Here is a 22,272-nt window from a genome sequence, read left to right on the forward strand (position 1 = left end):
ATTCCTGAATGCGGGGTTCTCCTCGCTTGAAAAACACGTTTTCTGCGAGGATAGGGGGCTGGCGTTATGATGAGCACGGTGCGATATGGATTTTTTCTGGTAAGTTGCCTACTGGTGGCCAACTTCGGTCATGCTGCAAGCGCCAAGTCGGATGCTGTATACAAGGACATCGAATTTACCCGTCTTTCAGACCGTGTATGGATGCACACCAGTTACAAAACGGTTGGAAAATGGGGGCGAGTGCCTGCAAACGGGCTTATTGTTCTCGGCGAGGAACGTGTTACGTTGGTCGATACAGCCTGGGATAACGAACAAACTGAATTCATATTGGAGTGGACGCAAAATAAGCTGAAACGCGATATCACGCATGCCGTGTTTACCCATGCCCATTCGGACAAAATGGGCGGCGTAGCAGCCCTTCATAAACACAATGTTCAAACCTGGGCCAGCGCCTTGAGCAATAAGCTGGCGCCGTCACATGACTTGGAACCAGCGAAATTTGAACTGGCGTTCAACGCACAAAACCTTAGCGAAGATCTGTCTCCGTTCGTGGTGCTGTACCCCGGAGCCGGCCACACACACGATAATATTGTGGTTTACCTGCCGGCGGAGAAAATTATCTATGGTGGCTGCCTGATTCGTCCGGGCAACTCCATAAGTTTGGGAAATACACGCGATGGTGATGTTCTTGCCTGGGCGAATACGGTCGAAACGGTGGCTGATAATTTTCCGGACGCCAAACAGGTGATCCCAACGCACGGCGCCCCCGGTAGCCGGAAACTACTGTCACACACGATCGACTTGGCTCACAAACACAACCAGAAGATAACCGAGACAAAATAGTGCTCGCTAAAGGTTGGGCCGCGCTTTACATTGTTGTATTGGGCGGCCCCATTGTGATCTGATAAATCCAATAACACCATCACGCCTTGAAAGGTGAATCCTGGAATCGTTAAACTTGACGCCATCCATCGTTCAGTAATGTATCAGTTTGCGAGTTTTAAGAGCATGTCAGTTGGAATTCCGGATTTTAATCATCTTAACCATACGGTGAAATATGATGGCCATGTTCTTACTCTCAATCCATTAAGTTTTAGATTGCTTAAAGCCCTTGCCGATGCAAATCAGGAAACGCTTTCCGTAAACACGCTGATCTCACAAGTTTGGGAGAACAGTACGGTGAGTAATGAGACTCTAAAGCAGAGAGTGTTTGTTTTGAGGAAGTCACTTGCTGAGGCGGGTATTGATGGCTTGGTGGTGCAATCGGTTCGGGGTGAGGGTTATCGCCTGATTATCGGGGGCGGTTTACAAAACGAGCAGCAAGCGAGCGCCCCTGAAGAAGAAAGAAGCGGTTTCGAGATCTCTCGGGTGCATAAGAACGTTGCTTTATTGGCTGTCACACTTGCATTCCTTCTGGTCGCAACTGTGTTTATTTACAAAACCAGTTCAAGTACGACATACACCAACAACCGAGTCGCTCTCTGGACAAACATCAAACAAACCGACATGCCTAAAGCGGCTGCTTCTATATACGCGAACTGGCAGAAAATGTTACTCAATGAAAATGCGGACAGTAACATCCACCTGGTACTGTCCGATCGACAGGAGGGGGTGCTTGTACCTGTTCAGGCAAGAAGAAGCCGAATCGCCTTAATAAGTTACTTTGAGTTGATCAACAAGAATGAGAAAGTGCTCGTTAATTTGAGCATAGTTGAGCCCAGAACCGCGACGATACTCAGGGCGGATAGCCTTGAGTTGACGCCCGGTTTGAATGCTGAGGAGGTTCTGCAATCGCATCTCAACGGAATGCTTAAACTGATTGCCTCGGGAAAACTGAACCTGGGTAAACAACATAAAGACAACCCCAAACACCCGATTTGGTCCCATTTAAAGGCCCTGGCCAAGCCGTCATAACTCTTCATAATCCTTCATAAGACCGTTCACCCCCTCGATTAGACGGCCGATAACCATTAATAACCTCTCGTGACCCTTCTTGACTGCTTGCTTTGAGGGGCTTCGTGCTCTACTCCAAAAAAAGGAGCACGATATGAAACAATTACTCACAGTCTTACTACTGGTGCTTGTATGGCCCACTCACGCTCAAGCGAGCAACGGTGATGCCAGCAATCATGAGCAATCCCAACGATCCCAATACGAACAAGAGCTTTTCAAATTGCTTAGCCGTTTGAACGAGATGACCGGAGTGCCCGCATACTCAGTTGCCGTTGTTCACAAAGGCAGCACCGTTGCCTCTGTCTCATCAGGGTTTACGAATCTTGAAAAGAAAGAGAAGAGCCACAGAGAAAGCATTTTCAGGTTGGCGAGCGTGTCTAAAATCATTGGGGCGACGATGCTTGCCGAACTGGCTATGGAAGGAAAGCTCAAGCCAGATGCGCCAATTGGCGAATACCTGCCCCAGCTGGATAGAAAGTATCACCCGATAAGTACCCGGCAGCTGTTAGCGCATATTTCAGGAATGCCCCATTACCAGGCAAAAGATTACGACCTTTATAAGCGCCATTATGACTCTGCAATAGAGGCTCTAAGCACACTGAAAGGAAGGAACCTGCTTTCCAGTCCGGGTGAAAAATACCACTACTCAAGTCACGGCTATACCTTGGCTGGCGCAGTGCAAGAATCAATTTCGACTATGTCGCTATCTGAAAGCTTGCCAGCTTTTGTAGCGCGTTGGACGGGCAGAAAAACGCCCATTATCGAAGATATTCGAAATCTGGCTCCAAATACTTCCAAACTTTATTCCTTGTCATCCAGTGGTGCCAGTGAAGAAGAATTCGGTGAAAAGTCATACAGTGTTTTTGGAGCAGGCCTATCCGCCACGGCGGCCGATCTGGCGCAGTTCGGATACCAGGTGATCGACAGAAGCCACCGTAACCCTGCATTGAAAGCCTTGTTGTTTTCACCGACTTATACCACCGCAGGAACAGCCGTTGGCACAGCTAAATATCAGCTTGGCTTTGGCTGGCGGATGGGTGAGGACTTTCAGGGAAGAAAGGTCTACCACCATGCGGGCTCAACCCCGGGAGCACGTTCAATACTCGTGCTCTATCCCGAAGAGGCATTGAGTATCGCCATTCTATCAAATGCCAGCTGGGTTTCTGCGATAGATGAAATGGCCTATAGCCTGGCTAGCTTGTATCTGGATAGCGCAAAAGCAAGGGACCTCAAATCACAAGCACGATACAAAGCCAGCTTTGACGAATCGAATGGATCAGGCGAAATAAAGTGTACGGATGATCAGTGTTATCTCGCCAATGAAAGCACCTCCTTTACCCGGTGGCTAAATAAATTTAACGCCAACGGAAAGCCTGTAACAGATTGGCCCATTTATGCCTATTCCTCTGAACGTGGAGATCGATTGCTGATGGTCAACAAAGTGGGGATACGCACCTTGCTTGCCAACGGCGATGCCGATCACTACAGCTCAACTATCGGTAAAAGCAAAACCTACACAATTCAACTTATCCCGCAGCAATAGCCACCACCTACAAATATTGAGAGAAATCATGAACGATAAACTGAGCTTGCTCGCTTTAACCCTTGTCTTATTTTTGCCCATGCTTTCAGCATCCCCAGGAGCAGGCGCAAACTCCGACCAACTTCCAAAGCCTTACGGCCAAGGCAGCTATATCCCCAGTAAATTTGGGAAACTATATTACGAAGAAGAGGGGGCTGGTACTCCGGTTGTGATGATCAATGGCGGCCCCGGCGCCAGCAGAACAGTGTTCTGGGGGGCGCTGGATTTCTTAAAACCTTACAATTACAAGATTGTCTATTTTGACGAAACCGGCGTAGGCCGATCAACTCGAAACATTCCAGAAACGTTTTCCCCGAAAATTACAGTCCAGGATATCGAAACTCTCCGAAAGCACCTCGATGTGAATAAAATCGTATTAGCCGCGCACTCCTATGGCGGTATTCCCGCTCTGCAATACGCCATTCAATATCCGCAGAATGTAGAAAAACTGATTATGTTGAGTGCTTCAGCCGATGGCATCAGTCAGCAAATGAACGTGGATGCGGCCAAATACCTGAGACGCACCTTCTTCCCTCAGGAATGGGAAGCGCTGGAAAAAATAAGAGCGAAAGGGGTTCTAAGCAGCGAGAAGGAGTATTCGAAGCCCTTTTATGATCGAAAAATGGGGAATGTATCGGATTGGCATGACCCTAAAAACAGAGCCAAGCTACGGAAGTATCGATCAACAGATCAAAGAGATCGATTTAATATTGAGGTCTATAGGGATATAGCCGGCAATGATCCTGAGGTTGAAATTACAGGCACCTTAAAAGACATCGTCGTTAACAAAGAGACATTAAAGTCTTTTAATGTCCCCACATTGATCCTTAACGGGAGAATAGATTGGAAAACCACCCCGCAAATGGCGTATCGATTCTATAAAATGCTGCCGGAAGGAGTAGGCCGGCTGGAGTTTCTTGAAAAAACCGGGCATTGGACTTGGGCAGAGGAGCCGGACAAGTTTGCAGAAATCGTGATCAGGTTTCTGGGTTCAGATTCACCCCCTGAGATATGAGAGGTTTCCGGGCTTCCTGAAAATGTCACGACACGTCATTTCCCAGGAGACAAGGCTCGGCATCCATGAGTAGTGAAAGTTCAATCCAAAATTCCAGTATGCGTTTTATCACACGCTCAAAACGTTTCAACGCAGCCTCGTTGTAGCTTGCGCGTAAATTTGGTCTTCTTTATCGCTTAAGTGTATTCAATGCACATTTTGAGTGTTGCTAATAAATAATCGAATAATCAAGGCCAAATATATCAATAGGCATAACTATGTGTGATGAAATGACCGAACAAGACGCTAAGCAATACCTGTTAAATGAAGGGAAAATAAACAGGAGGGGGTTTAATAAGCTGGGTGTTGCAGCCTTCATAGCAGCCGTGTTGCCCAAGGCTGCCTATGCGGGTGCAGTGACAGAAACGCGCGTTGAGGTAACAACACCCGATGGTATTGCTGATTGCTATTTTGTGCATCCCTCCAGTGGCAAGCACCCAGGTGTGCTCTTGTGGCCGGATATTAAAGGCTTGCGGCCAGTCTATGAGCTTATAGGCAAGCGTTTGGCTGAGGCGGGTTACTCAGTTTTGGTCGTCAATCCATATTATCGAGACGCTAAAGCGCCAGTGGTCGCACCCGATGCGAGTTTTAGTGATCCCGAGATCATGGATACGTTAAGAAACATGGCATGGAAGCTGACTGAGAAAGTTGTTAGCTCCGATGCGAAGGCCTATATCAACTTTCTTGATGGCCAGCCGAGTGTCGATGTGGATCGTAAAATCGGTACGTTCGGCTACTGTATGGCAGGCGAACTTGTCGTGCTGACGGCAGCGGCCGTTCCAGATCGTGTTGGTGCTGTGGCTTCATTCCACGGCAGCAGAAGCATGGTTACCGATGGCGCCAATAGCCCGCATCTGCTTATCTCAAAATCCTCAGCACCCGGGTTTCATGCCGTTGCTGAAAACGATGACCAACGATCACCTGAAACCAAAAACATCATAAAAGCCGCCTACGATGACGCGGGTATTCCCGTTGAAATTGAGGTCTATGAAGGTACCTTGCACGGCTGGTGCACACCGGATTTTCATGGCTATCACGAACAGCAAGCGGAAAGAGCATGGGCTCGCCTTCTCCATTTGTTTAAAGGCGCTTTAGCGTAGTTTTCTGTGTGATTTTGAAGTTTTTAATCTGGCCCAATGAGCTATATCGGTTTTTCAAAAATCGTGTCTAGTGCTCGCTATTACATAGTCTAATGAAATCAATGGGTTAAGTAATAGCGGGCGCACATATTTACACACTTAAACACAGCGAGTGTTCGTGAAATGTTCTTTCGAACGCCCCCGGTATTAATATTTCGAACTTCTTGGTGGTGCCTTTATAGGGAAAAATGTTATGAATCCAGTGTTGTACCCTTGTCGTCTCAGTCCTCTGGTTGAGGGATGAGTTTGAATGAGTTCTATGCGCCGAGAAGAAAGCGTGGAAAGTATAAAGAGTTAAAATATATCACTACAATAGAATCAGTAGCCAGGCTATAACCTAGACGTTTAGATTAACTTATGAATTTAATTGTAAACTTTGAAATCGATTCTACATTGGTTGGATACATAGCTTCGTATAATTCTATCGTGGATAAAGTTAATGGTGCCCTTTCGGGAAAACTGTATTCTAAGAACGTACATAATATAATTTTGACTCTTCAATGCATAGTTGTTCCCGAGGGCTTTGAGCATTTCTTGGTGCGACAAAAGCCTAAATGGGTGGGGTCTCACATTATGATTTTGGGGGGAAGTCAAAAAGAATTGAGAAATTGCATGTTTATGAGGGATTATCTTTCATCTGATATGGTACTGGATCTTTCAAAGCAAGAGCTCACGATCTCTACTAGAAACCTAGTACAAGAGATTGCCAATATCATAGCCCAAAGTAAATTTCCTGATTCCGCTATGAGTTTTAATGTTGATGATTTAGTTGAAGATATCAAGGCGGTAGTGGATTAGTTTAAAATTATTAGTAGTCTAATTCTTACAAAGCAGTTTTCAAAAATCGTACTTAATGCTCGTAACTCCATAATCTAATTAAAACAATGGGTTAGGTGATGGTGGACGCACATATTTACACACTCAAACACAGCAAACGTTCGTGAAATGTTTTTTGAAAATCTCAATAGCCACTATTCAGATAAAGTTTGACTGGTGAGGGTCTAGTGGCGATTCACTGTCCTGGCAGCCCACTCTGAGTGGGCTGTTTTTATCGACTACATTACTATCTAATATTAATTTTGATGTTGTGCCATTCTTAGTCAGAATTGCGTCATCCTACTAGGCGCGCCATGACATCCATTCGGTTGCGGTTCTCTCATCAAGTTGTTCCATTGCATCTTCATCATTCGCGTACTTCTTGAGATAATGTTCTTGAAAATTCTTAGCCTTGGTCATCATTTCAGCATCTGACAAATTGTCTTTCTCTATTTTAGCTATGGCGTCCCATATTTTCGCGCTCAATTCTAAGTCTTTATCTGCTTGCAATGAGGCAAAATCAAGTAAGTGAGAGATACCTGTTGAGTTTGAGTTTCCGGATGCTAGTGATAAATAATCTATTATCGCTACTGGATGCATAACAAAATAACCGTCAAGTCCTTCTGGGTTTAACATGGAGTGGGCTTTGTCCCAAGTGCAGAGTACTTTAACAAACCCCGAGGGTACTTGGTCTCCAGAAAGATAGGCAATAACTTTGGCATCGTGCCTTACAAGTATTGCCGCTCTATTGATATTGTGGGAGTAGAGAAAATCTTGAAAATGATTAATTTTCGATTCTAAATATTCAACATGGTATTGTTCGGTTGTGAATCCATATTTTGCGGATATCTTGGAAATTTCCGAAGACGCTCGATCTCGTATTTTCCAGAATAATTTGTCTTCCATGTTCTCTGAAATTTGGTTTAATCTAATACCAAAGACCTTCACATAATCTTCGAACGATATAGCCCTACCGCTTTGTCTTATGGTCGAGTAGTGGCTAACAAAAGCATTTCCAGAATGAGAAAGATCAATATCTGTTTCTACAATGTGTTTGTAATCTCTGCACGCTTCAATTAAGTGACTTGCTACTTCTTCAATATAGTCGGAAGGAATAATGGCATTAAATTTATGATCTGATATCAGTTTGTATAGTGAGGCGCCCGATTTGGAGTATCTGTCTTCGACACTTTCATATAATAGTCCACAAATTATAGGGATGAAGACGGATGAATCTATGTATACATTTAGACTTTCAGTTCCCCCAAGAGCATTGATTAAGTGGCTGGAGTTCGTATTGAGGAAAGCTTCGTATAATTTTGAGCAGGCAATATGTTTGGTGAATTCATTTTGCGCGAAAAATTCGGATAATGACGAGAATATATCTTGAGAGTTATCATGCCCAAATTTTGATGAGATTATTTCTTTAATTGATTTATAGGCAATGTTATTTTCGGTGCTTTTTTCATAGATGCTATATTCATTGCTTGATAGGTGTATGGTTAAATCTAGAAAATTTCTTAGTAGCAAGTCTTCAGTGTCTTTGTCTATGTTTAGTGATAGGCTTTTCACTTTTTGACTAAATTCGGATTCTAATGTTCTTAATCCTAGCTCTGTTGTTTGTCTGAGTCCAGAGTATAATTTTTGTTCTTCAGGTGAAAGGCGGAGAATTCCTCCTTTACTTACAATTTCTGACTTTTGTAAGAGTCTGTCAATGCTGGATTTTAATTTGATAGCTTGATTGTTGTCGAAATTGTAGTGGTTTTTTATTTCCTCTATAAGAGTGTTTCTTTTGCAGAATTCAAGCCTTGAAAGGTGTGACTTTAAAATTGATTCGAAAAATCTTTCTCTAAGGTCTTGTGAGTCTTTATTGAAAAGTAGTAGTGAAGATACGGCTTCGTTTTTAGCGCTTAAATAGTTCGATCCTGTCGGGCTTTCGGTTTTTGTGTCAATCCCAAGTTGTAAGAGAGCGTTGTTGACTTCCCCGTTATTAATTAGCCTTCCCGCAATTGCTTGGTTGTCATACTTGGTTACAGCAACTCCCTGTTCTGACATTATGCGTTCTCTTATCTGTTCGAACGAACCCTCTGGTATTCTCCGGCTGGATATAAAATACATAACATTTGCGTTATATTTGGATTTCAGTTTGGCCGCATCATTCATTATTTTCTTTTGCCAGTTTTTCTCGACGGAAATTTGTATTCCAATTTCAATGCCTTGACCAATGTTTTTTACAATGTTGAAGTCTTTTCCTCCGTCGTATGGCCCGTCGCAATAATTTGCATCTTTTATCCCGATTAGCGGCAGTATCATTGTAACCAAGCTTCTAAATGTCGACACGTCAGTTCCTTCGATCAGTCGCGATAGTGATTCAATGTTCATAACAGTCCTTATTAGTCTGGCATATTTTTCTTAAAGGTAGAGTTTTGTGTTTCTATATTTTTAAAAAGATTGGGGTAAATAGAAGGTGGGTAAGAGCGATAGAATCTTGCTTTTCTTGATGTTTGTGCTCAATTTCTTCTTCCATGATTTCAGCAACCTACTACGTCGGGGCAGTGTTTTGTTGTTGAAGTCTTTAAGGTAGAAGTATGCTATCGCTGCTAGAGCAACGACTAATACAGTATAATCCATTGTTAGTACATCCTGTTGAGTGTTAATGCTTTGGGCTAATCACTCGTTTCCGTGAACTTCTCGTTTAGTTATCCTGTAGTTTTTAACTACGATTCCGCTCAAACCATTTTTTGTTGATTTTATATGCGGTTTCCGTACCTATCCTGTAGTCGGAATCTTTTCTGTTAATGGGCTAATTTGCCCCGACTTTGGCAGTTCTTCTCCAAACACCAGCCAGTGTTTGTATTGGGGGAACGCATCGCCTATGGCTTGTAAATGGTCAGTGTTGAATTTCTGCCTTTCGTTACAAAGAGCCCTAATAGTTTCTTTCTTTATCCCAGTGGCCTCGCTGAAGTCCTTGTATTTGGTCCTCTCGTTTGGGCATGTGACATTAATTAAAGCTATTAAACGACTTGCAATCATTAAAATTTACTCGCGTAAATATATTGCGCGTACAAATATGCCGCGGTAATATTTTACGCACAGATGAATTTGTAGCACTGTGCAGTAACTAGCATAACAAACCTAGTGCGAGTGCAAAACAATGTAAGGCTTTGAAATGGATAACAACTTCAGGACGCCCGTTCAATTGTCGGTTTTGCCACCGGTAATGGGACAGGAACAGTTCGCCACCTACTGTGGTACGACCAAGGACACCGTAAGGGGCTGGGTGCAAACAGGCACTTTGCCTAGCGTAAAGATAGGCCGTCAGCGCCTCGTCAATCTCAGTCTGCTTCAAGACGAATTAAAAGCCGGAAAAGAGTTCTTCGAATCGGGGCATTACACCGATTCATGATTTGGCGTTGCCTGGGCTTTGGTGTGTGGGACACCTCTGGGCGGCGCTTCTTAAATCCCAGATCCAGCTAACACTGCCGGTTGGATTGAAAAGCTTAGGTAGTCACTCACAAAGGTAATCGCTATGAATCAGCAAATGAATGTTCAAGTGTACGGCGGCTCTATCGCTCGCATGGAAGGCCAAGTCTTCGCTTCTTTATATGTAGGCCAACACGTGGAAAACGAGGCCGAACAAAATGCAAAGGGCATTGAAATTATGAAGGTCTCCTGTGATGAAAAGGTGTACGAGGATATGAACGCCTCCAAGTATCCCTTTGATGCCGTGATCTCGGTACGCCTTAAAAAAGCTGGTGGCGGGAAGATGGGGCAGCACTGCGTCGGTATCCAAGTCGCTCGCCCGGCTCGTGAAACATCCAAGGCCAGTTAATTGATGGGTGGAGCGGATTTGAAAGGCCAGCCGTACCGGCCTTTCAAACCGAACACCGATCCAGCAAGCAACGCGCGGTAGACATCGGAAAACATTATGCCTGGCTATCTCTATTGCAACGGCACATTGACCAAGACAAACAAAAACGTTGTTAAGTGCTCAGGCACTCTGCAAACCATCACCGAATCGGAGTTGGTTTCCAAAGTGGTTGAACAAGTCCCACCACCATTCCCAGAACTGGAGGCGACTGAACTCGCTGCCATCATGGCCGCAACCGCCACCTTTTTAGCGGTGTGCTGGATGGGAAAGAACTTTATGGGACTGCTTAAAAATACAAAAACAGAATAGTGAATATCGGGCAAAAGAGCACACAAAGTGCATTTACTTTCAAACTAAATGAGGGGTATTCACCCATGAAAAAACTGTTGAGAAAGGGCCGCAATATGGCCCAAAACGCAAGTCGTAAAGCGGGTCACTTGGCCCTGGTTGCTGGTACTGCGGTTGCTGCTGGTAGCGCGAATGCGGCTATCGATGCATCGGCTGTGACCACGGAAATCACCGCAGGTATCGGCATTGTTGAAACCATCATTGTCGCCATGCTGGGTTTTGGTGTGACCTTCTTGGTTGGCCGCTCTCTGTACGGTCTGGTTAAGCGCTAATCGCCCGTTGCCTCCGCCCTTACGTCTCCGTTAAGGGCGGAGGATTTTTTAAGGGGGCCTTCCAATGCTTTCTATGTATGTCCTTCTCGTTTGGCTCACAGGAATGAAAATCCTGTTCGACTCATGAATAACCTAATTCCAAAGCGCTTTTTCTCGGCCCTTATATTTCTGCTGTTTCTCGTCGGTTCAACCCGGTCTTTTGCTTATGACGAAATCTATTTAGAGGTTCATGGCACCTATGAGTTTTGCCAGTCGTTTTGCTCTGGTGGCGACAGTCGTAAGGATTATCAAACCTCGTGCAGTAAGGTTGATTACGAGAAAAGGCCGAACGGGTCGTTAATCTCCATCACCAGTACGAACTGCCCCTGGAGCACAACGTGCCCCTCTGGCCAGGCTCACGAGACCACCGGCCGTTGTGCTAACGATAACGACGGTGACGGCGAGCCTGACAGTGAGGATTCCGACGATGATAACGACGGTGATCCCGACGACAGCGATCCACACCCCAATGACCCGGATTGCAGTAGCAGCAGCTTTGATCAATTTAAATGTCCTGGCCCCAGCAATTCGTCGTCAACATCTTCCAGCTCTGGCAGCTCAACCAGTGGATCAAGTACAACGGGCTCATCGTCCGATGGTAGTACTTCAGGAGGTTCTACCACATCAGGAAGTACGACCAGCAGCTCCACAACGTCGAGTTCTTCGGGTTCGTCTACTAGCACAACCTCAACCACAAGTACGTCATCAGGTTCTACCAGTGGCGGTGGTTCCACAGGTTCAAGTTCTGGTGACGGTGGCGACGTTTCAAGCTCAAGTTCAGGTGATGGCGGCTCATCAAGTGACGGCAGCACTTCTGGCAATGGCAGTTCTTCTGGCGATGGTGACGGCAGTACGTCTGGCGATGACTCATCAACAACCAGCGGAAGCTCAACCGGTAGCAGCACAAGCTCATCCAGTAGCAGCTCTGGTTCCTCTGGCACAAGTTCATCCAGCAGTGGTGATGTATCGAGTACTGGCACATCATCAACCAGTGGTGGATCAAGCAGCGGTCACACCAGTGGTAATGGTGGTTCATCAGGAAGCGGCACAACGTCAAGCTCTGGCTCATCAAGTTCCAGTTCAAACTCAAGCGGCTCGACGTCAAGCTCCAGTTCCACCAGTTCGGGTTCAAGTTCTGGTGATGATTACAACGGGCCTGTATATACCTGTCCAGGCGGTGCTACGCCAGACGCTTCAGGACGTTGCCCTCCGGACGATGAATGTTTCGGCGATAGCTGCCCAATCCCAAATATTTGTCAGGATGGCTGGCCTCCGCTAAACGGAAGCTGTGATCGAAACCCGCCAAAAATTTGCCCCGGCAGTGGTGTCCCTGTTTGGGATTTGGCAACTTGTCCAACCAATCCGGATTCATCCAGCTCTACCTCTGGCAGTTCAACAAGCTCATCGTCAACAAGCTCAAGCGGATCGACCACCAGCGGTTCCAGCACAACGTCAAGCTCTTCAGGCAGCAGCTCAGGAACGCCACCGACCAGCTCAACAACCAGTTCATCCGGTGGCTGTCCTAATGATGCCGATTGCGACGGTGATCCAGACAACACCGATCCCTTTCCGAATGATGCTGATTGCTCCAATTCTCGCTTCCATCAATTTAAGTGCCCGGGTTCTGCTGGCTCTTCTTCTGGCAGTGGTGACTCTTCGGGTGGGGATTCATCCGGCGGTGATTCCAGTGGTGCGGGTGGCGGTGGTGAGTCTTGCGAGCAAGCGCCAAAGTGCGGCGACGGTGATCCAATCATGTGTGGCATTCAATTGCAGACTTGGAAAACTCGTTGCCAGGGTGAGGGGGCTAAAGGTGGCAAGTGTGACTCTGAAGCTCCACCCGAATGTGTTGGCGGAACGGTCCAGTGTGAAATGCTTATTCAGCAGCACACTTTACTTTGTGGTGAAGAGGTCAAGCTCTCTGATTTTGAAAAAGCCTTTAAGGCTGAAGAGCTGGACGATGACGAAAAACTGGAAGAAAACTTTCTTGGCAAAGAACGAACCAAGGAAGCGGATCAAGACATCAACCAAGTGTTTAATGGCTTAGTGCCAGCCACCATTGGCGGCCGTGCTCTAAGCGATCAATGCTTCCCCGTTTCGCCGATCAGTTACAAGGGGGCGTCAATTTCAATTGATGTTAAGCACGTTTGTACGCTTCTCGAAGTTATCTCAATGCTTCTTTATCTGGCTGCTTACGTCACAGCCTTCCATATCTTGTTCAGAGCTTTAACAGAGGGTTAACGTTATGCCATTACCCGCAATAGTCGGTGCGGCTGTCTTACCGACACTGGCCGCTTTTTTAATTCGCGCTTTGGTTGCTCATTTGATCATGCGCACCATTACCTCCCTTGGGATCTTCATTCTGTCTTTCGCTGCCATTGAAACGGCATCCAGTCGCGTCACAAGTTATTTTGAGCAGGCTCTCAATTCAGTGTCTGGCGATGCGTATTTTGTTGCTGACATGCTCGGCTTTTTCGATTGCGCAAACATCATTATTTCAGCGTATGCGGCTGCACTCTCAATTCGTCAGATTCGAGGGGCGTACAACCGTTTGATCTTTGGACAAAACAAGGAATAGTAAAATGCTTTATCAAGTTACCGGCACACCCGGGCAGGGCAAAACCCTGAATACTATTAAGTTTGTTAATGAGTCCAAGCAATTCAAAGATCGACCGATTTATTATTTTGGCATCAAGGATCTCGATGAATCGTTTGGCTGGGTAGAACTGACTGAAGAAGAGGCGTTTAATTGGCCAGAGCTTCCTTCTGGCTCGGTGATTATATTTGATGAGGCGTATAATGTTTTTCCCGTTCGCCATGCTTCAAAAAAGCCACCGGAACACGTTAAAAAGCTCGCCACTCATCGCCACCAGGGTATGGACATTATCCTGATCAACCAGAAAATCTCAGGGCAGGTGGATCCCTTCATTAAGGGGCTGATCAACGAACATCATCATTACGATAGAATTTTCGGAAGCTCTGCGGTCAATCGTTTTGTCTGGGCGCGATGTTGCGATAACCCCAATTCACCCAGTGAGCGTAAAACGGCAAACACCGTATTATGTAAATTGGATAAAAAGTATTTCGGGAAATATCACTCCGCTGACCAACACACGCATACCACGCAATACCCCAAGGGTCGTATCGCCTTGCTTCTCGGTGCAATAGTGCTCTGTATCGGCATGGTTTATTACACATACGTCCAGCTGTCCCCGCAGCCACCCACGGCACCCAATCAGCAGCAATTCAATGAGGGCTTTGCTGATCCCGCGTCATCGCCTGCGACTGTCAAAGACCCTGCAGATCTGACTTATGCGGAGTCCTACACGCCAGAGCTTGAGGGGATGCCCTGGACCGCTCCGGTCTATCGAGATGTAATGCAACCCGTTACTTATCCAAAGCCCAATTGCGTGAAATGGAGCGACCACGACCGCCCAGAGTCCACAGACAAAATGAAAGGCTGTCATTGCTTCTCGCAACAGGGGACTCGTATGAATGTGAACGAGATGCTTTGCAAGGCAATTGTCGCTGGCGGCTTTTTCGATGTGACAAAGCCCGATCCTGATCAAGAGTCACGAGAAGGCTATCGACGTTCTTCTCGCAATGATTCCGAACCAAGCCAAGGTCAACTTGCTGCACAAGAATATCGCCGTAGGCATCCGCAAACCTTCTTTCTGAATGACCGAACTCGTTATAGAAACCTGAAATCAGGCCAATAGATTTGGGGGATACCATGCCTATATCAGCCTCAGACATTCGCGTTAATCTGTTTGCCTTGATCCTCTCTTCAGTCGTGCTTTACCTGCAGATCGCTTTTACCGAGCTGTCCAATGATCGCGTATTACAGGTCGTGGCTTTTGTTCTCTTTGTACCCATGGCAATCAGCGAGTTTTTAAATGCCCCCAGAATCGAAAAGCCGGTTGATCGAGTAGAGCGCATTACCGAAATTTTCCCTCGGTGTATTGGCGTTCTAATTTCTGTCGGCACTGTGGCTTTTGTGTATTGGTTGCTGCCTGAGTACGCCGGCACATTTTACGATCCGTTTTATAAGCTGTGCCATGATTATGGAAAGTTCTTGATCATCGCCTTGCCGTTTTATATTGGCTTCGTTGTTAAACACATTGATAACACTAAGGATGGCTACTACTCGCTGGGTATGGCCATACTTGGTGATTGCAGCCATCTGAATGCGGAGCAGCTGAAGCACCATTTTTTAGGGTGGGCTGTGAAAGGCTTTTTCTACCCGCTGATGTACATTTATGCACTGGGGAAAATTGAATGGATACGGTCCATATCGATTGACGTCGATACCATAACCTTTCTACAGCTCTTTGATATCGCCTTAGGGCTGCTGTATTACGTTGATTTAATCTTTGTGGTCGTTGCTTACCTGTGCACACTAAAACTGTTTGGTGCCCACATCAGAACGGCTCAGACTACTTTGTTGGGTTGGTCAGTTGCTCTCGCTTGCTATCAACCGTTCTGGTCATTCGTTTCCAGTTACTACGTTAAGTATGGCAATGGCTTGACCTGGCATCAGTGGCTGTCCGATCAGCCTGTCGTAATGTATCTGTGGGGCTTCGTAATCATTGCGCTCACAACCGTGTACACGATGGCGACTGTGGCCTTTGGGTTGCGTTTTTCGAACCTGACCAACCGGGGAATCATTACCTCAGGGCCTTACCGCTACATCAAGCATCCAGCATACCTTTGTAAGAACCTGAGTTGGTGGTTTATCTCCGTGCCGTTTGTGGTGGTGGTTGACTGGGAACAGGCGCTCAAGTGTTGCCTGGGTCTGCTCATGCTTAATGGCATTTACTACCTGCGGGCCAAGACGGAAGAAAAACACCTTTCCACAGACTTTACCTATGTTCGGTACTCGCTGGAGATCCGCTCCCGCTGGAAAGGCGGCTTACTGGCGGCAGCCAAAAGCCGCCTTCCAGCGGCTAACGTCCTTGTAACACGTTAATAAATAGGGGGGTGCTCTGCACTGTAAAACACGTACCGACATAAATCCCACTTTCCCACGTTGAAGGTAACTTGAATGAGAAACGAAAATAAAACTTGGCACCGCGATAACAACACCTTTATGAATAAGTCCGGCTCGGAGTCTTACGACCTGTCGAATGTTCGGGTTCTGCACTCCGGTATTGATACCATTAAGCAGTTGTACAACTGCATTCCCAAGCGGTACATCATTGATCAGCTTGAAGATATGAAGTCAGCGAGGGCTCGCCCCTTTATTAACCTGGGTGGCATTGACTGGATGGTGACACGTTCTTCGAAGTCCAGCGGATACCAATACATCCTGAAAAACCTTGATTACGGCTTTGTGGTCCTGCTCAAAAGCTTCTTTGCTGAGGTCGATGAGTCGGCCTCCCATATGAAGATCGAAGTCACGCCGCAAAAGCTGCTTGTCAGCGATCCGCAAACGTTGTGTGAGGAAATGGTCAAAGTGGGACGTCTGTTCGCTATACAGGTGGTGCCAGAGGCTGTGGCTGTCCATATTGCTGTCGACCTGAAAGGGCTTGAAGTCCCACAAGACTTTGAGCAAAAACTTACCTGCAAAGCCAAGCGCCAGTTTAAGTTTAATTCGATTTCAGAGGCGCAATGGAACCTTAACGACATATCTGCAGTGTACGGCAATGGCCAGACTTTTACCTTTGGTAGTGCGGCATCGCTGCAGTTTTGCTTATACGATAAAACGGAAGAGGCGAACAAAAGCGACAAGATCGGGTTCTGGGAAAAGCAGTGGGCTAGCACGCCGTCTGTGGAGGATTGTTTTGTCTCTGAGTATCAGCCCGGGGACAAGGTAAAACGTCTTGAAATGCGCTTCCACCACTCTGTGATACGGCAATTCTGCAATGGCTCTAAAGGCCCGGATGGTGAACGCTTAGAAATACGTGACCTAAACGACCTCATCCCCCACCTGACTAACCTATGGCGGTACGCCATGAATAACTTTCGGTACCAGCACTCGACCAGTTACATCCACCCAGTCTGGCAGTTGCTCCTGGAAGACATTTCTATTTATCCACCGGCAATTGATTGGATGTACAAGCGCGAAGCCAAGGCACCTAGCGTCAGCTCTAAACGCAATGTCGCGTTCTGGCTGGGAAACTTAGTAAAGCTCATGGCAAGGCGAGGAATCAGCGTTGAAACCACTGTGCAATACATTATGAACTCCGGGCTCAATGAAGAGTTGGCCAGTTACTTTGGTTGTCATACCTTTGATGGACTTACCGAGCTTTATATGTATCTCACTGAGTTTGTAGAAAAACGGCTCTTAGAGCATCGGATAAACGGAGTAGCAGCTTAGTATGGCAGTCACCAAACAAAAAGATGGTCGTTGGTTAGTTTCCTGTCGCCCGCAAGGTGCAAAGGGTCCACATCTTAGAAGAATCTGTAAAACTCGCGCGGAAGGAAAGCGGGTAGAGCAAATGCTAATGGGGCAAAGGCGATTGCAGTTGGACAATGCAAAGCTATCCGTATGTGTCGATGTTTGGTTTCAATATTTCGGGGCTAATCTGAGGGATGGAGAGCCAAGAAAAAGAAAGCTGCTTCGTATTATTGATGTGATTGGTGATTTAAGGGCTTCTCAGGTTAGATCTGGGCATTATCTGAATTATCGAAAGTTGAGACTAGATTCAGGTATCTCTCCCAATACATGTAACCACGATCTAATGCATATGAAGGCACTGTTCAATAAATTGATGCAGGCGGATTACCTTAGTATCAACCCGCTTAAAGGAGTCGCGCCACTACCCCTCGACGAAAAAGAATTATCGTTTTTGACAATCTATCAAATCAAACGCCTCTTGGTCTCCTGTAGGAAAAGTTCTAATGAATCTTTGTTCTGGGTTGTATTGGTTTGTCTGGCCACTGGGGCAAGATGGTCCGAAGTCGAAAAGATGACATTCGCACAACTTAAGAATAACAGTATCCGATTCGTAAAAACGAAAACAAAAAAGAACAGAACTGTTCCCATTGACGAGAAGTTGTTTAAAGCGTTGATGTCTCGCAGAAGATTTGGCGCGGAAAGAATCTTTGCTAATTGTTTATCTGCATTTAGATCAGCAATAGCGCGAGCTAAGATCACGCTTCCTGCAGGGCAAATGTCACACGTTCTAAGGCATACGTTTGCAAGCCACTTCATTATGAACGGCGGTGATGTTTTAACGCTACAGCGTATACTCGGTCATGCGACAGTAACTATGACCATGAGATATTCACATCTAAGCCCTGATCATCTGCGTTCTGCTGTAGAGCTCGGTCCATTGAAAGGTTTTTACTAGTTGTCGTTTAAATCTATTTGGTCTTGTTTGCTGGTGGTGTAATCTGCTTCTATTGATTGCTAGTAATTGCCTTGAGGTGGCCAGTGGATGGTGAGATTGTAGCTAAAGCGGTTGAGGACTACATAAGGAGAACTAGGCCATATCGATTTCTAATAGTTGCAATACCTTTGCTGCTCTGCATTCCTCTTATTCTTTATATTCTATTTCATTTTTATAAGCATGGCGTTGATTTACAACTACTTGCCCCTGGTGGGACAGTTGTCTTAATTATGGGGTTCACTTCTAGGGAGTTGAAGTTGATTAATGTTTGTGTCGGGCAAGCTGCGTTTCTTCCTCTACAAATGTCTTTGGCAGCTAGTAAAGAAGAGAAACTGGCAGTTTTAAGAGGGATATCTTGCATCAATTTGCAAGAGGTTTTGTTTGTCAATGGTGGTGACGAGGCGAGATAAATTAATGGATGTGAAAGAATCTTCTCAACAAAGTAAGGCTCAAGTATCTAAAGAAGCGGCCGGTAAATCAATCGATCTCTCTCGTGAGGATCTGGCGTTATTGATCGAAGAATCCAAGCCTAGAACCTTTAAATATGAAACTATATTGAGTTCATTGGTGGTGATTTTTTCTTTGCTTTTTCTCTGGGTAGTTACGACCCAGGCGGAGAAGAAGGTGGAAATGGTTGAAGCATCGATTCAAGAATTGGAAGGTGTAGTTGAAGCTGTAGCTGAGCTTTCGACTGAGCAAGCTGATCTTATTGCTAGATCAAAAGATGATATACGTTCGCAGCAACGGTCACTGGAAGAATTAAGGGCTCTAAGCCAACAAGAATTGACTCGTCTAAGGGCTATGGCGGATGCCGATGTCGAGGATTTGAGGGATCTCTTTAACAGAATGGGTAGAGTTGAGGAAAGGTTGGCGGCTTTGGGGGCGAACACCGTTCAAGAGCCTGCTTCTGAGTAGGGGTGTTCTTTGGATGTACGTTTTTTACGGACACAAAAAAGCCAGAACAAATGTCTGGCTTATTAAGGCGCTGATTTCACAGCAGTTGTGTATGGTGCCCGGAGGCGGAATCGAACCACCGACACGGGGATTTTCAATCCCCTGCTCTACCGACTGAGCTATCCGGGCAAATATTACGGGTTGCTCCCGTAAAGAGGCGCGTATTAAACCTGTTCATTGGCTTGGAGTCAAGGGTTTATTCAAGCCTTTCTTTTTGTTGGCTTTTTTGCCTAAATTTTGTGCGTTTGGGGCTTATTCTGAAGGGGGGACATAGCCTTCGATATCGTCCACTTCTTCGCCGCTGAAGAACTTGTCCATTTGCTCCATCAGGTAGCTGCGGGCGGTCATGTCCATCATGTTCAGGCGCTTTTCATTGATCAGCATGGTTTGGTGTTGCATCCACTCCTGCCAGGCTTGCTTGGAGATGTTCTCGTATAAGTCCTGGCCTTTGGGGCCGGGGTAGGGGGGCTGGTCCAGGCCTTCCAGTTCTTTTTTATGTTTGCGGCAGAAAACCATACGGCTCATGGCGATATCCTTCTATTTAAGGGAGGTGGATTTTACCTCCCTTGTTAGCGTTTGCCCATATTGGCGTTGGCTTATAAAAGCTTCTGTTGCAGCTCGGCGACATTTTGCAGCAGTTTCACCACTGGGGCCGCCAGGCCGAGTTCGCCGGGGGAAGCTGGGTTTACCCATTGTTGTTTGGCTTCGCCAATGTGGTTGCCGGGGTTTACTTGAACCAGTACCGGGGTGATATCCAGATGATAGTGGCTGAAGGTGTGGCGGTAGCTGTCCCAGCGTTCCATGGCGGGCGCGTTTTTGCTAAACCTGTGTTCGATGCAGTGCTGGCTGATATCGGCTTCGCTTTCCAGTTCGGGCAGGCACCACAGGCCGCCCCATATGCCCTGGCTTGGGCGTTGTTGCAGGAGGATTTCACCGGCCGGGTTTTGCAGCATTAACATTTGGCAGCTGCGTACGGGTTTTTCTTTTTTGGGTTTTTTGCCGGGGTAATCTTGCGGGTTGCCCTGGCCATGTGCCTGGCAGCTGTCTTCCAGGGGGCAGGCGGTACAGATTGGCTTGCTGCGTTTGCAGACGGTTGCGCCCAAATCCATCATTACCTGGGTGTATTCCGGATTGCGTTTTGTTGGGGTGTAGTGCTCTGCAATTTCCCAGAGTTTTTGCTGCACTTTGCTGTTGCCGGGCCATCCGTCGACGGCATGCAGTCTTGCGAGTACGCGTTTTACGTTGCCGTCTAAAATGGCAGCTGGCCTGCCGAAGGCGATGGAGGAAATCGCGCCTGCGGTAGAGCGGCCGATGCCGGGCAGTTGCTCCAGTTCTTCTACGGTGCCAGGGAATTCCCCCTGGTGTTGCTCGCAAACCGTCTGGGCACATTTATGGAGGTTGCGGGCTCGGGCGTAGTAGCCGAGCCCGGTCCATAAGTGCAGTACTTCGTCTATGTCGGCCTTGGCGAGGCTTTGCACATCGGGAAATTTTTGGGTGAAGGTTTCGAAGTAGGGAATCACGGTGGCAACCTGGGTTTGTTGCAGCATGATTTCAGAAAGCCACACTCGGTATGGGTTGATATTTTGCTGCCAGGGGAGCTCTTTGCGGCCGTGTTCGTCGTACCAGGCGAGCACCAGTTTGGCGAAGAGTTTGGGGTCCATTAATTTGGACATAAAATCATCAGTCTAATCAGTTGTTTATCGTGTTTGCTAGTGTACCTGTCTCGTCACTTGATTGTCCTCATTGCATTGCTGAATAGTAATCTTTATCATTTGCCGCAACTTTAATCCCCTTACTATGAGGCTAACATGAAGGCATTCGATATGAAGGCAAAATGGGCTCCGTCATTGGCTTTGATGGCCGTTGCTGTTGCTGGTTGCAGTCAGAAAAATGAAGGCGAACAGGCTGCTGTGGCCAAAGCTGAAGAAGCCGCGCCTGCGGCTGTTGCTGAGGCGCCGGTAGTTACTGTGTACTCTTCACGTAAAGAGCATTTGATTAAGCCTTTGTTCGACAAGTACACCGCCGAGACTGGCGTTGACGTTCGTTACGTTACCGATAAAGCTGGCCCGTTGATGGCGCGTCTGTCTGCGGAAGGGGAATCCACACCGGCCGATATGTTTATGACCGTTGATGCTGGCAACCTGTGGCAGGCGAGCAATAAAGGCTTGTTTGCATCGCTGAGTTCCGAATCGCTGGAAGCCTCCGTGCCTTCTCATTTGCAGGCTGAAAATAACGATTGGTTTGGTTTGTCTATTCGTGCCCGCACGATTGTTTATTCTACCGAGCGAGTAAAGCCGGAAGATCTGAGCACCTATGAAGCGCTGGCCAACGAAGAGTGGAAGGGCCGTCTGTGTCTGCGTACCTCCAAAAAGGTTTATAACCAGTCTTTGGTTGCGACCATGATTCAAACTCTGGGTGAAGAGAAAACCGAAGAAATCGTAGAAGGCTGGGTGGCGAATCTGGCGACTGAGCCGTTCTCGAATGACACCAAGGCGATGGAGGCTGTTGCTGCAGGTCAGTGTGATGCCACCATTGTGAACACCTATTACTTCGGTCGCTTAAAGAAGAAAAAACCGGACGTTGCCCTGGCGCTGTTCTGGCCCAATCAGGAAGGCCGTGGTGTGCACGTAAACATTTCCGGTGCTGGTATCACCAAGCACGCCAAGCAGCCTGAGGAAGCTCAAAAGCTGTTGGAGTGGTTGGCCAGTGATAAGGCTCAGGGTCAGTTTGCGGAATTGAATCATGAGTATCCGGTTAATGCCTTGGTTAAGCCTTCGGCAGAAGTGCAAGCCTGGGGTGAGTTCAAAGCGGATCTGGTGAATGTTGAGGCGGCCGGTAAGCTGCAAGCCGATGCGGTGAAATTGATGGACCGTGCCGGTTACCGTTAATTCACCTTCTTTATTTCTGGCAAAA

The 22,272-nt window shown here is 46.8% G+C and carries 25 protein-coding genes and 1 tRNA gene; 19 read left to right on the top strand and 7 right to left on the bottom strand.

Translation table 11 applies throughout. The features are described 5' to 3' along the window. Positions 1-66 precede the first annotated feature (66 nt). The 6 genes from bla to G8768_RS20545 all read left to right on the top strand — a co-directional run bounded on the left by bla (position 67) and on the right by G8768_RS20545 (position 6,526). Positions 67-843 carry a subclass B1 metallo-beta-lactamase gene (bla, locus tag G8768_RS20520; RefSeq protein ID WP_166843567.1) on the top strand — a complete coding sequence of 259 codons (777 nt, stop codon included), beginning with the start codon at positions 67-69 and terminating at the stop codon, positions 841-843. 165 nt (positions 844-1,008) lie between these two features. Then, entirely contained in the window at positions 1,009-1,914 is a 906-nt protein-coding gene (locus tag G8768_RS20525) for a winged helix-turn-helix domain-containing protein (RefSeq protein WP_166843568.1), read from the top strand. A 79-nt stretch (positions 1,915-1,993) separates the two neighbouring features. Continuing rightward, positions 1,994-3,496 carry a serine hydrolase domain-containing protein gene (locus G8768_RS20530; protein ID WP_167202813.1) on the top strand — a complete coding sequence of 501 codons (1,503 nt, stop codon included), beginning with the start codon at positions 1,994-1,996 and terminating at the stop codon, positions 3,494-3,496. A gap of 28 nt (positions 3,497-3,524) precedes the next feature. Further along, a complete protein-coding gene (locus G8768_RS20535) occupies positions 3,525-4,550 on the top strand; it encodes an alpha/beta fold hydrolase (protein WP_166843570.1) in 1,026 nt (341 codons plus the stop codon). Between the two features lie 269 nt (positions 4,551-4,819). Beyond that, positions 4,820-5,689 carry a dienelactone hydrolase family protein gene (locus G8768_RS20540; protein ID WP_243749645.1) on the top strand — a complete coding sequence of 290 codons (870 nt, stop codon included), beginning with the start codon at positions 4,820-4,822 and terminating at the stop codon, positions 5,687-5,689. A 396-nt stretch (positions 5,690-6,085) separates the two neighbouring features. After that, complete coding sequence (locus G8768_RS20545) at positions 6,086-6,526, top strand: hypothetical protein (protein ID WP_166843572.1); 441 nt, start codon at positions 6,086-6,088, stop codon at positions 6,524-6,526. 321 nt (positions 6,527-6,847) lie between these two features. Here G8768_RS20545 and G8768_RS20550 read toward each other — a convergent pair whose 3' ends face one another. Further along, positions 6,848-8,926, bottom strand: coding sequence for a hypothetical protein (locus tag G8768_RS20550; protein WP_166843573.1), 2,079 nt, complete (start codon positions 8,924-8,926; stop codon positions 6,848-6,850). Between the two features lie 387 nt (positions 8,927-9,313). Beyond that, complete coding sequence (locus G8768_RS21390) at positions 9,314-9,577, bottom strand: helix-turn-helix domain-containing protein (protein ID WP_371315430.1); 264 nt, start codon at positions 9,575-9,577, stop codon at positions 9,314-9,316. Positions 9,578-9,764: 187 nt separating this feature from the next. On the opposite strand from G8768_RS21390, the gene G8768_RS21395 reads away from it, so the two are divergent. The 4 genes from G8768_RS21395 to G8768_RS20570 all read left to right on the top strand — a co-directional run bounded on the left by G8768_RS21395 (position 9,765) and on the right by G8768_RS20570 (position 11,035). Then, the gene (locus G8768_RS21395) at positions 9,765-9,950 is read left to right on the top strand and encodes an excisionase family DNA-binding protein (protein WP_166843610.1); all 186 of its coding nucleotides are present in this window, start codon (positions 9,765-9,767) and stop codon (positions 9,948-9,950) included. A gap of 123 nt (positions 9,951-10,073) precedes the next feature. Further along, entirely contained in the window at positions 10,074-10,376 is a 303-nt protein-coding gene (locus G8768_RS20560) for a hypothetical protein (RefSeq protein ID WP_166843574.1), read from the top strand. A gap of 96 nt (positions 10,377-10,472) precedes the next feature. Beyond that, on the top strand, positions 10,473-10,724 hold the full coding sequence (locus tag G8768_RS20565; RefSeq protein WP_166843575.1) for a hypothetical protein: 252 nt from the start codon (positions 10,473-10,475) through the stop codon (positions 10,722-10,724). A 65-nt stretch (positions 10,725-10,789) separates the two neighbouring features. Next, positions 10,790-11,035, top strand: coding sequence for a major capsid protein (locus G8768_RS20570; protein ID WP_166843480.1), 246 nt, complete (start codon positions 10,790-10,792; stop codon positions 11,033-11,035). Between the two features lie 539 nt (positions 11,036-11,574). Here G8768_RS20570 and G8768_RS20575 read toward each other — a convergent pair. Beyond that, the gene (locus G8768_RS20575) at positions 11,575-12,054 is read right to left on the bottom strand and encodes a hypothetical protein (RefSeq protein ID WP_166843576.1); all 480 of its coding nucleotides are present in this window, start codon (positions 12,052-12,054) and stop codon (positions 11,575-11,577) included. 276 nt (positions 12,055-12,330) lie between these two features. Continuing rightward, positions 12,331-12,630, bottom strand: coding sequence for a hypothetical protein (locus G8768_RS20580; RefSeq protein ID WP_166843577.1), 300 nt, complete (start codon positions 12,628-12,630; stop codon positions 12,331-12,333). A gap of 313 nt (positions 12,631-12,943) precedes the next feature. On the opposite strand from G8768_RS20580, the gene G8768_RS20585 reads away from it, so the two are divergent. The 8 genes from G8768_RS20585 to G8768_RS20620 all read left to right on the top strand — a co-directional run bounded on the left by G8768_RS20585 (position 12,944) and on the right by G8768_RS20620 (position 19,320). Then, a complete protein-coding gene (locus tag G8768_RS20585; protein ID WP_166843578.1) occupies positions 12,944-13,312 on the top strand; it encodes a virulence factor TspB C-terminal domain-related protein in 369 nt (122 codons plus the stop codon). 4 nt (positions 13,313-13,316) lie between these two features. Beyond that, on the top strand, positions 13,317-13,649 hold the full coding sequence (locus G8768_RS20590; protein WP_166843579.1) for a DUF2523 family protein: 333 nt from the start codon (positions 13,317-13,319) through the stop codon (positions 13,647-13,649). A gap of 4 nt (positions 13,650-13,653) precedes the next feature. Continuing rightward, on the top strand, positions 13,654-14,790 hold the full coding sequence (locus G8768_RS20595; protein WP_166843580.1) for a zonular occludens toxin domain-containing protein: 1,137 nt from the start codon (positions 13,654-13,656) through the stop codon (positions 14,788-14,790). A gap of 14 nt (positions 14,791-14,804) precedes the next feature. Further along, entirely contained in the window at positions 14,805-16,040 is a 1,236-nt protein-coding gene (locus G8768_RS20600; RefSeq protein WP_166843581.1) for an isoprenylcysteine carboxylmethyltransferase family protein, read from the top strand. A gap of 75 nt (positions 16,041-16,115) precedes the next feature. Continuing rightward, positions 16,116-17,390, top strand: coding sequence for a hypothetical protein (locus tag G8768_RS20605; RefSeq protein WP_166843582.1), 1,275 nt, complete (start codon positions 16,116-16,118; stop codon positions 17,388-17,390). A 1-nt stretch (position 17,391) separates the two neighbouring features. Further along, entirely contained in the window at positions 17,392-18,366 is a 975-nt protein-coding gene (locus G8768_RS20610) for a phage integrase (protein WP_166843583.1), read from the top strand. Between the two features lie 83 nt (positions 18,367-18,449). Beyond that, positions 18,450-18,815 (top strand): hypothetical protein, encoded by a 366-nt coding sequence (locus G8768_RS20615; protein ID WP_166843584.1) that lies wholly within the window; start codon positions 18,450-18,452, stop codon positions 18,813-18,815. A gap of 4 nt (positions 18,816-18,819) precedes the next feature. Further along, positions 18,820-19,320, top strand: coding sequence for a hypothetical protein (locus G8768_RS20620; RefSeq protein ID WP_166843585.1), 501 nt, complete (start codon positions 18,820-18,822; stop codon positions 19,318-19,320). Between the two features lie 92 nt (positions 19,321-19,412). Here the strand turns inward: G8768_RS20620 and G8768_RS20625 are convergent. From G8768_RS20625 to mutY, 3 genes are all read right to left on the bottom strand, one after another. Next, positions 19,413-19,488 (bottom strand) — tRNA-Phe (locus G8768_RS20625). A 123-nt stretch (positions 19,489-19,611) separates the two neighbouring features. Beyond that, positions 19,612-19,884, bottom strand: a complete 273-nt coding sequence (locus G8768_RS20630) for an oxidative damage protection protein (RefSeq protein WP_166843586.1) — start codon at positions 19,882-19,884, stop codon at positions 19,612-19,614. 71 nt (positions 19,885-19,955) lie between these two features. After that, complete coding sequence (gene mutY, locus G8768_RS20635) at positions 19,956-21,032, bottom strand: A/G-specific adenine glycosylase (protein WP_166843587.1); 1,077 nt, start codon at positions 21,030-21,032, stop codon at positions 19,956-19,958. 135 nt (positions 21,033-21,167) lie between these two features. Between mutY and G8768_RS20640 the strand changes: the two genes are divergently transcribed. Then, positions 21,168-22,247: an extracellular solute-binding protein gene (locus tag G8768_RS20640; RefSeq protein ID WP_243749646.1), complete on the top strand. Its 1,080-nt coding sequence runs from the start codon at positions 21,168-21,170 to the stop codon at positions 22,245-22,247. Positions 22,248-22,272: the final 25 nt, after the last annotated feature.

The sequence above is a fragment of the Pseudoteredinibacter isoporae genome, from assembly GCF_011602085.1.
GTDB lineage: Bacteria > Pseudomonadota > Gammaproteobacteria > Pseudomonadales > Cellvibrionaceae > Pseudoteredinibacter > Pseudoteredinibacter isoporae.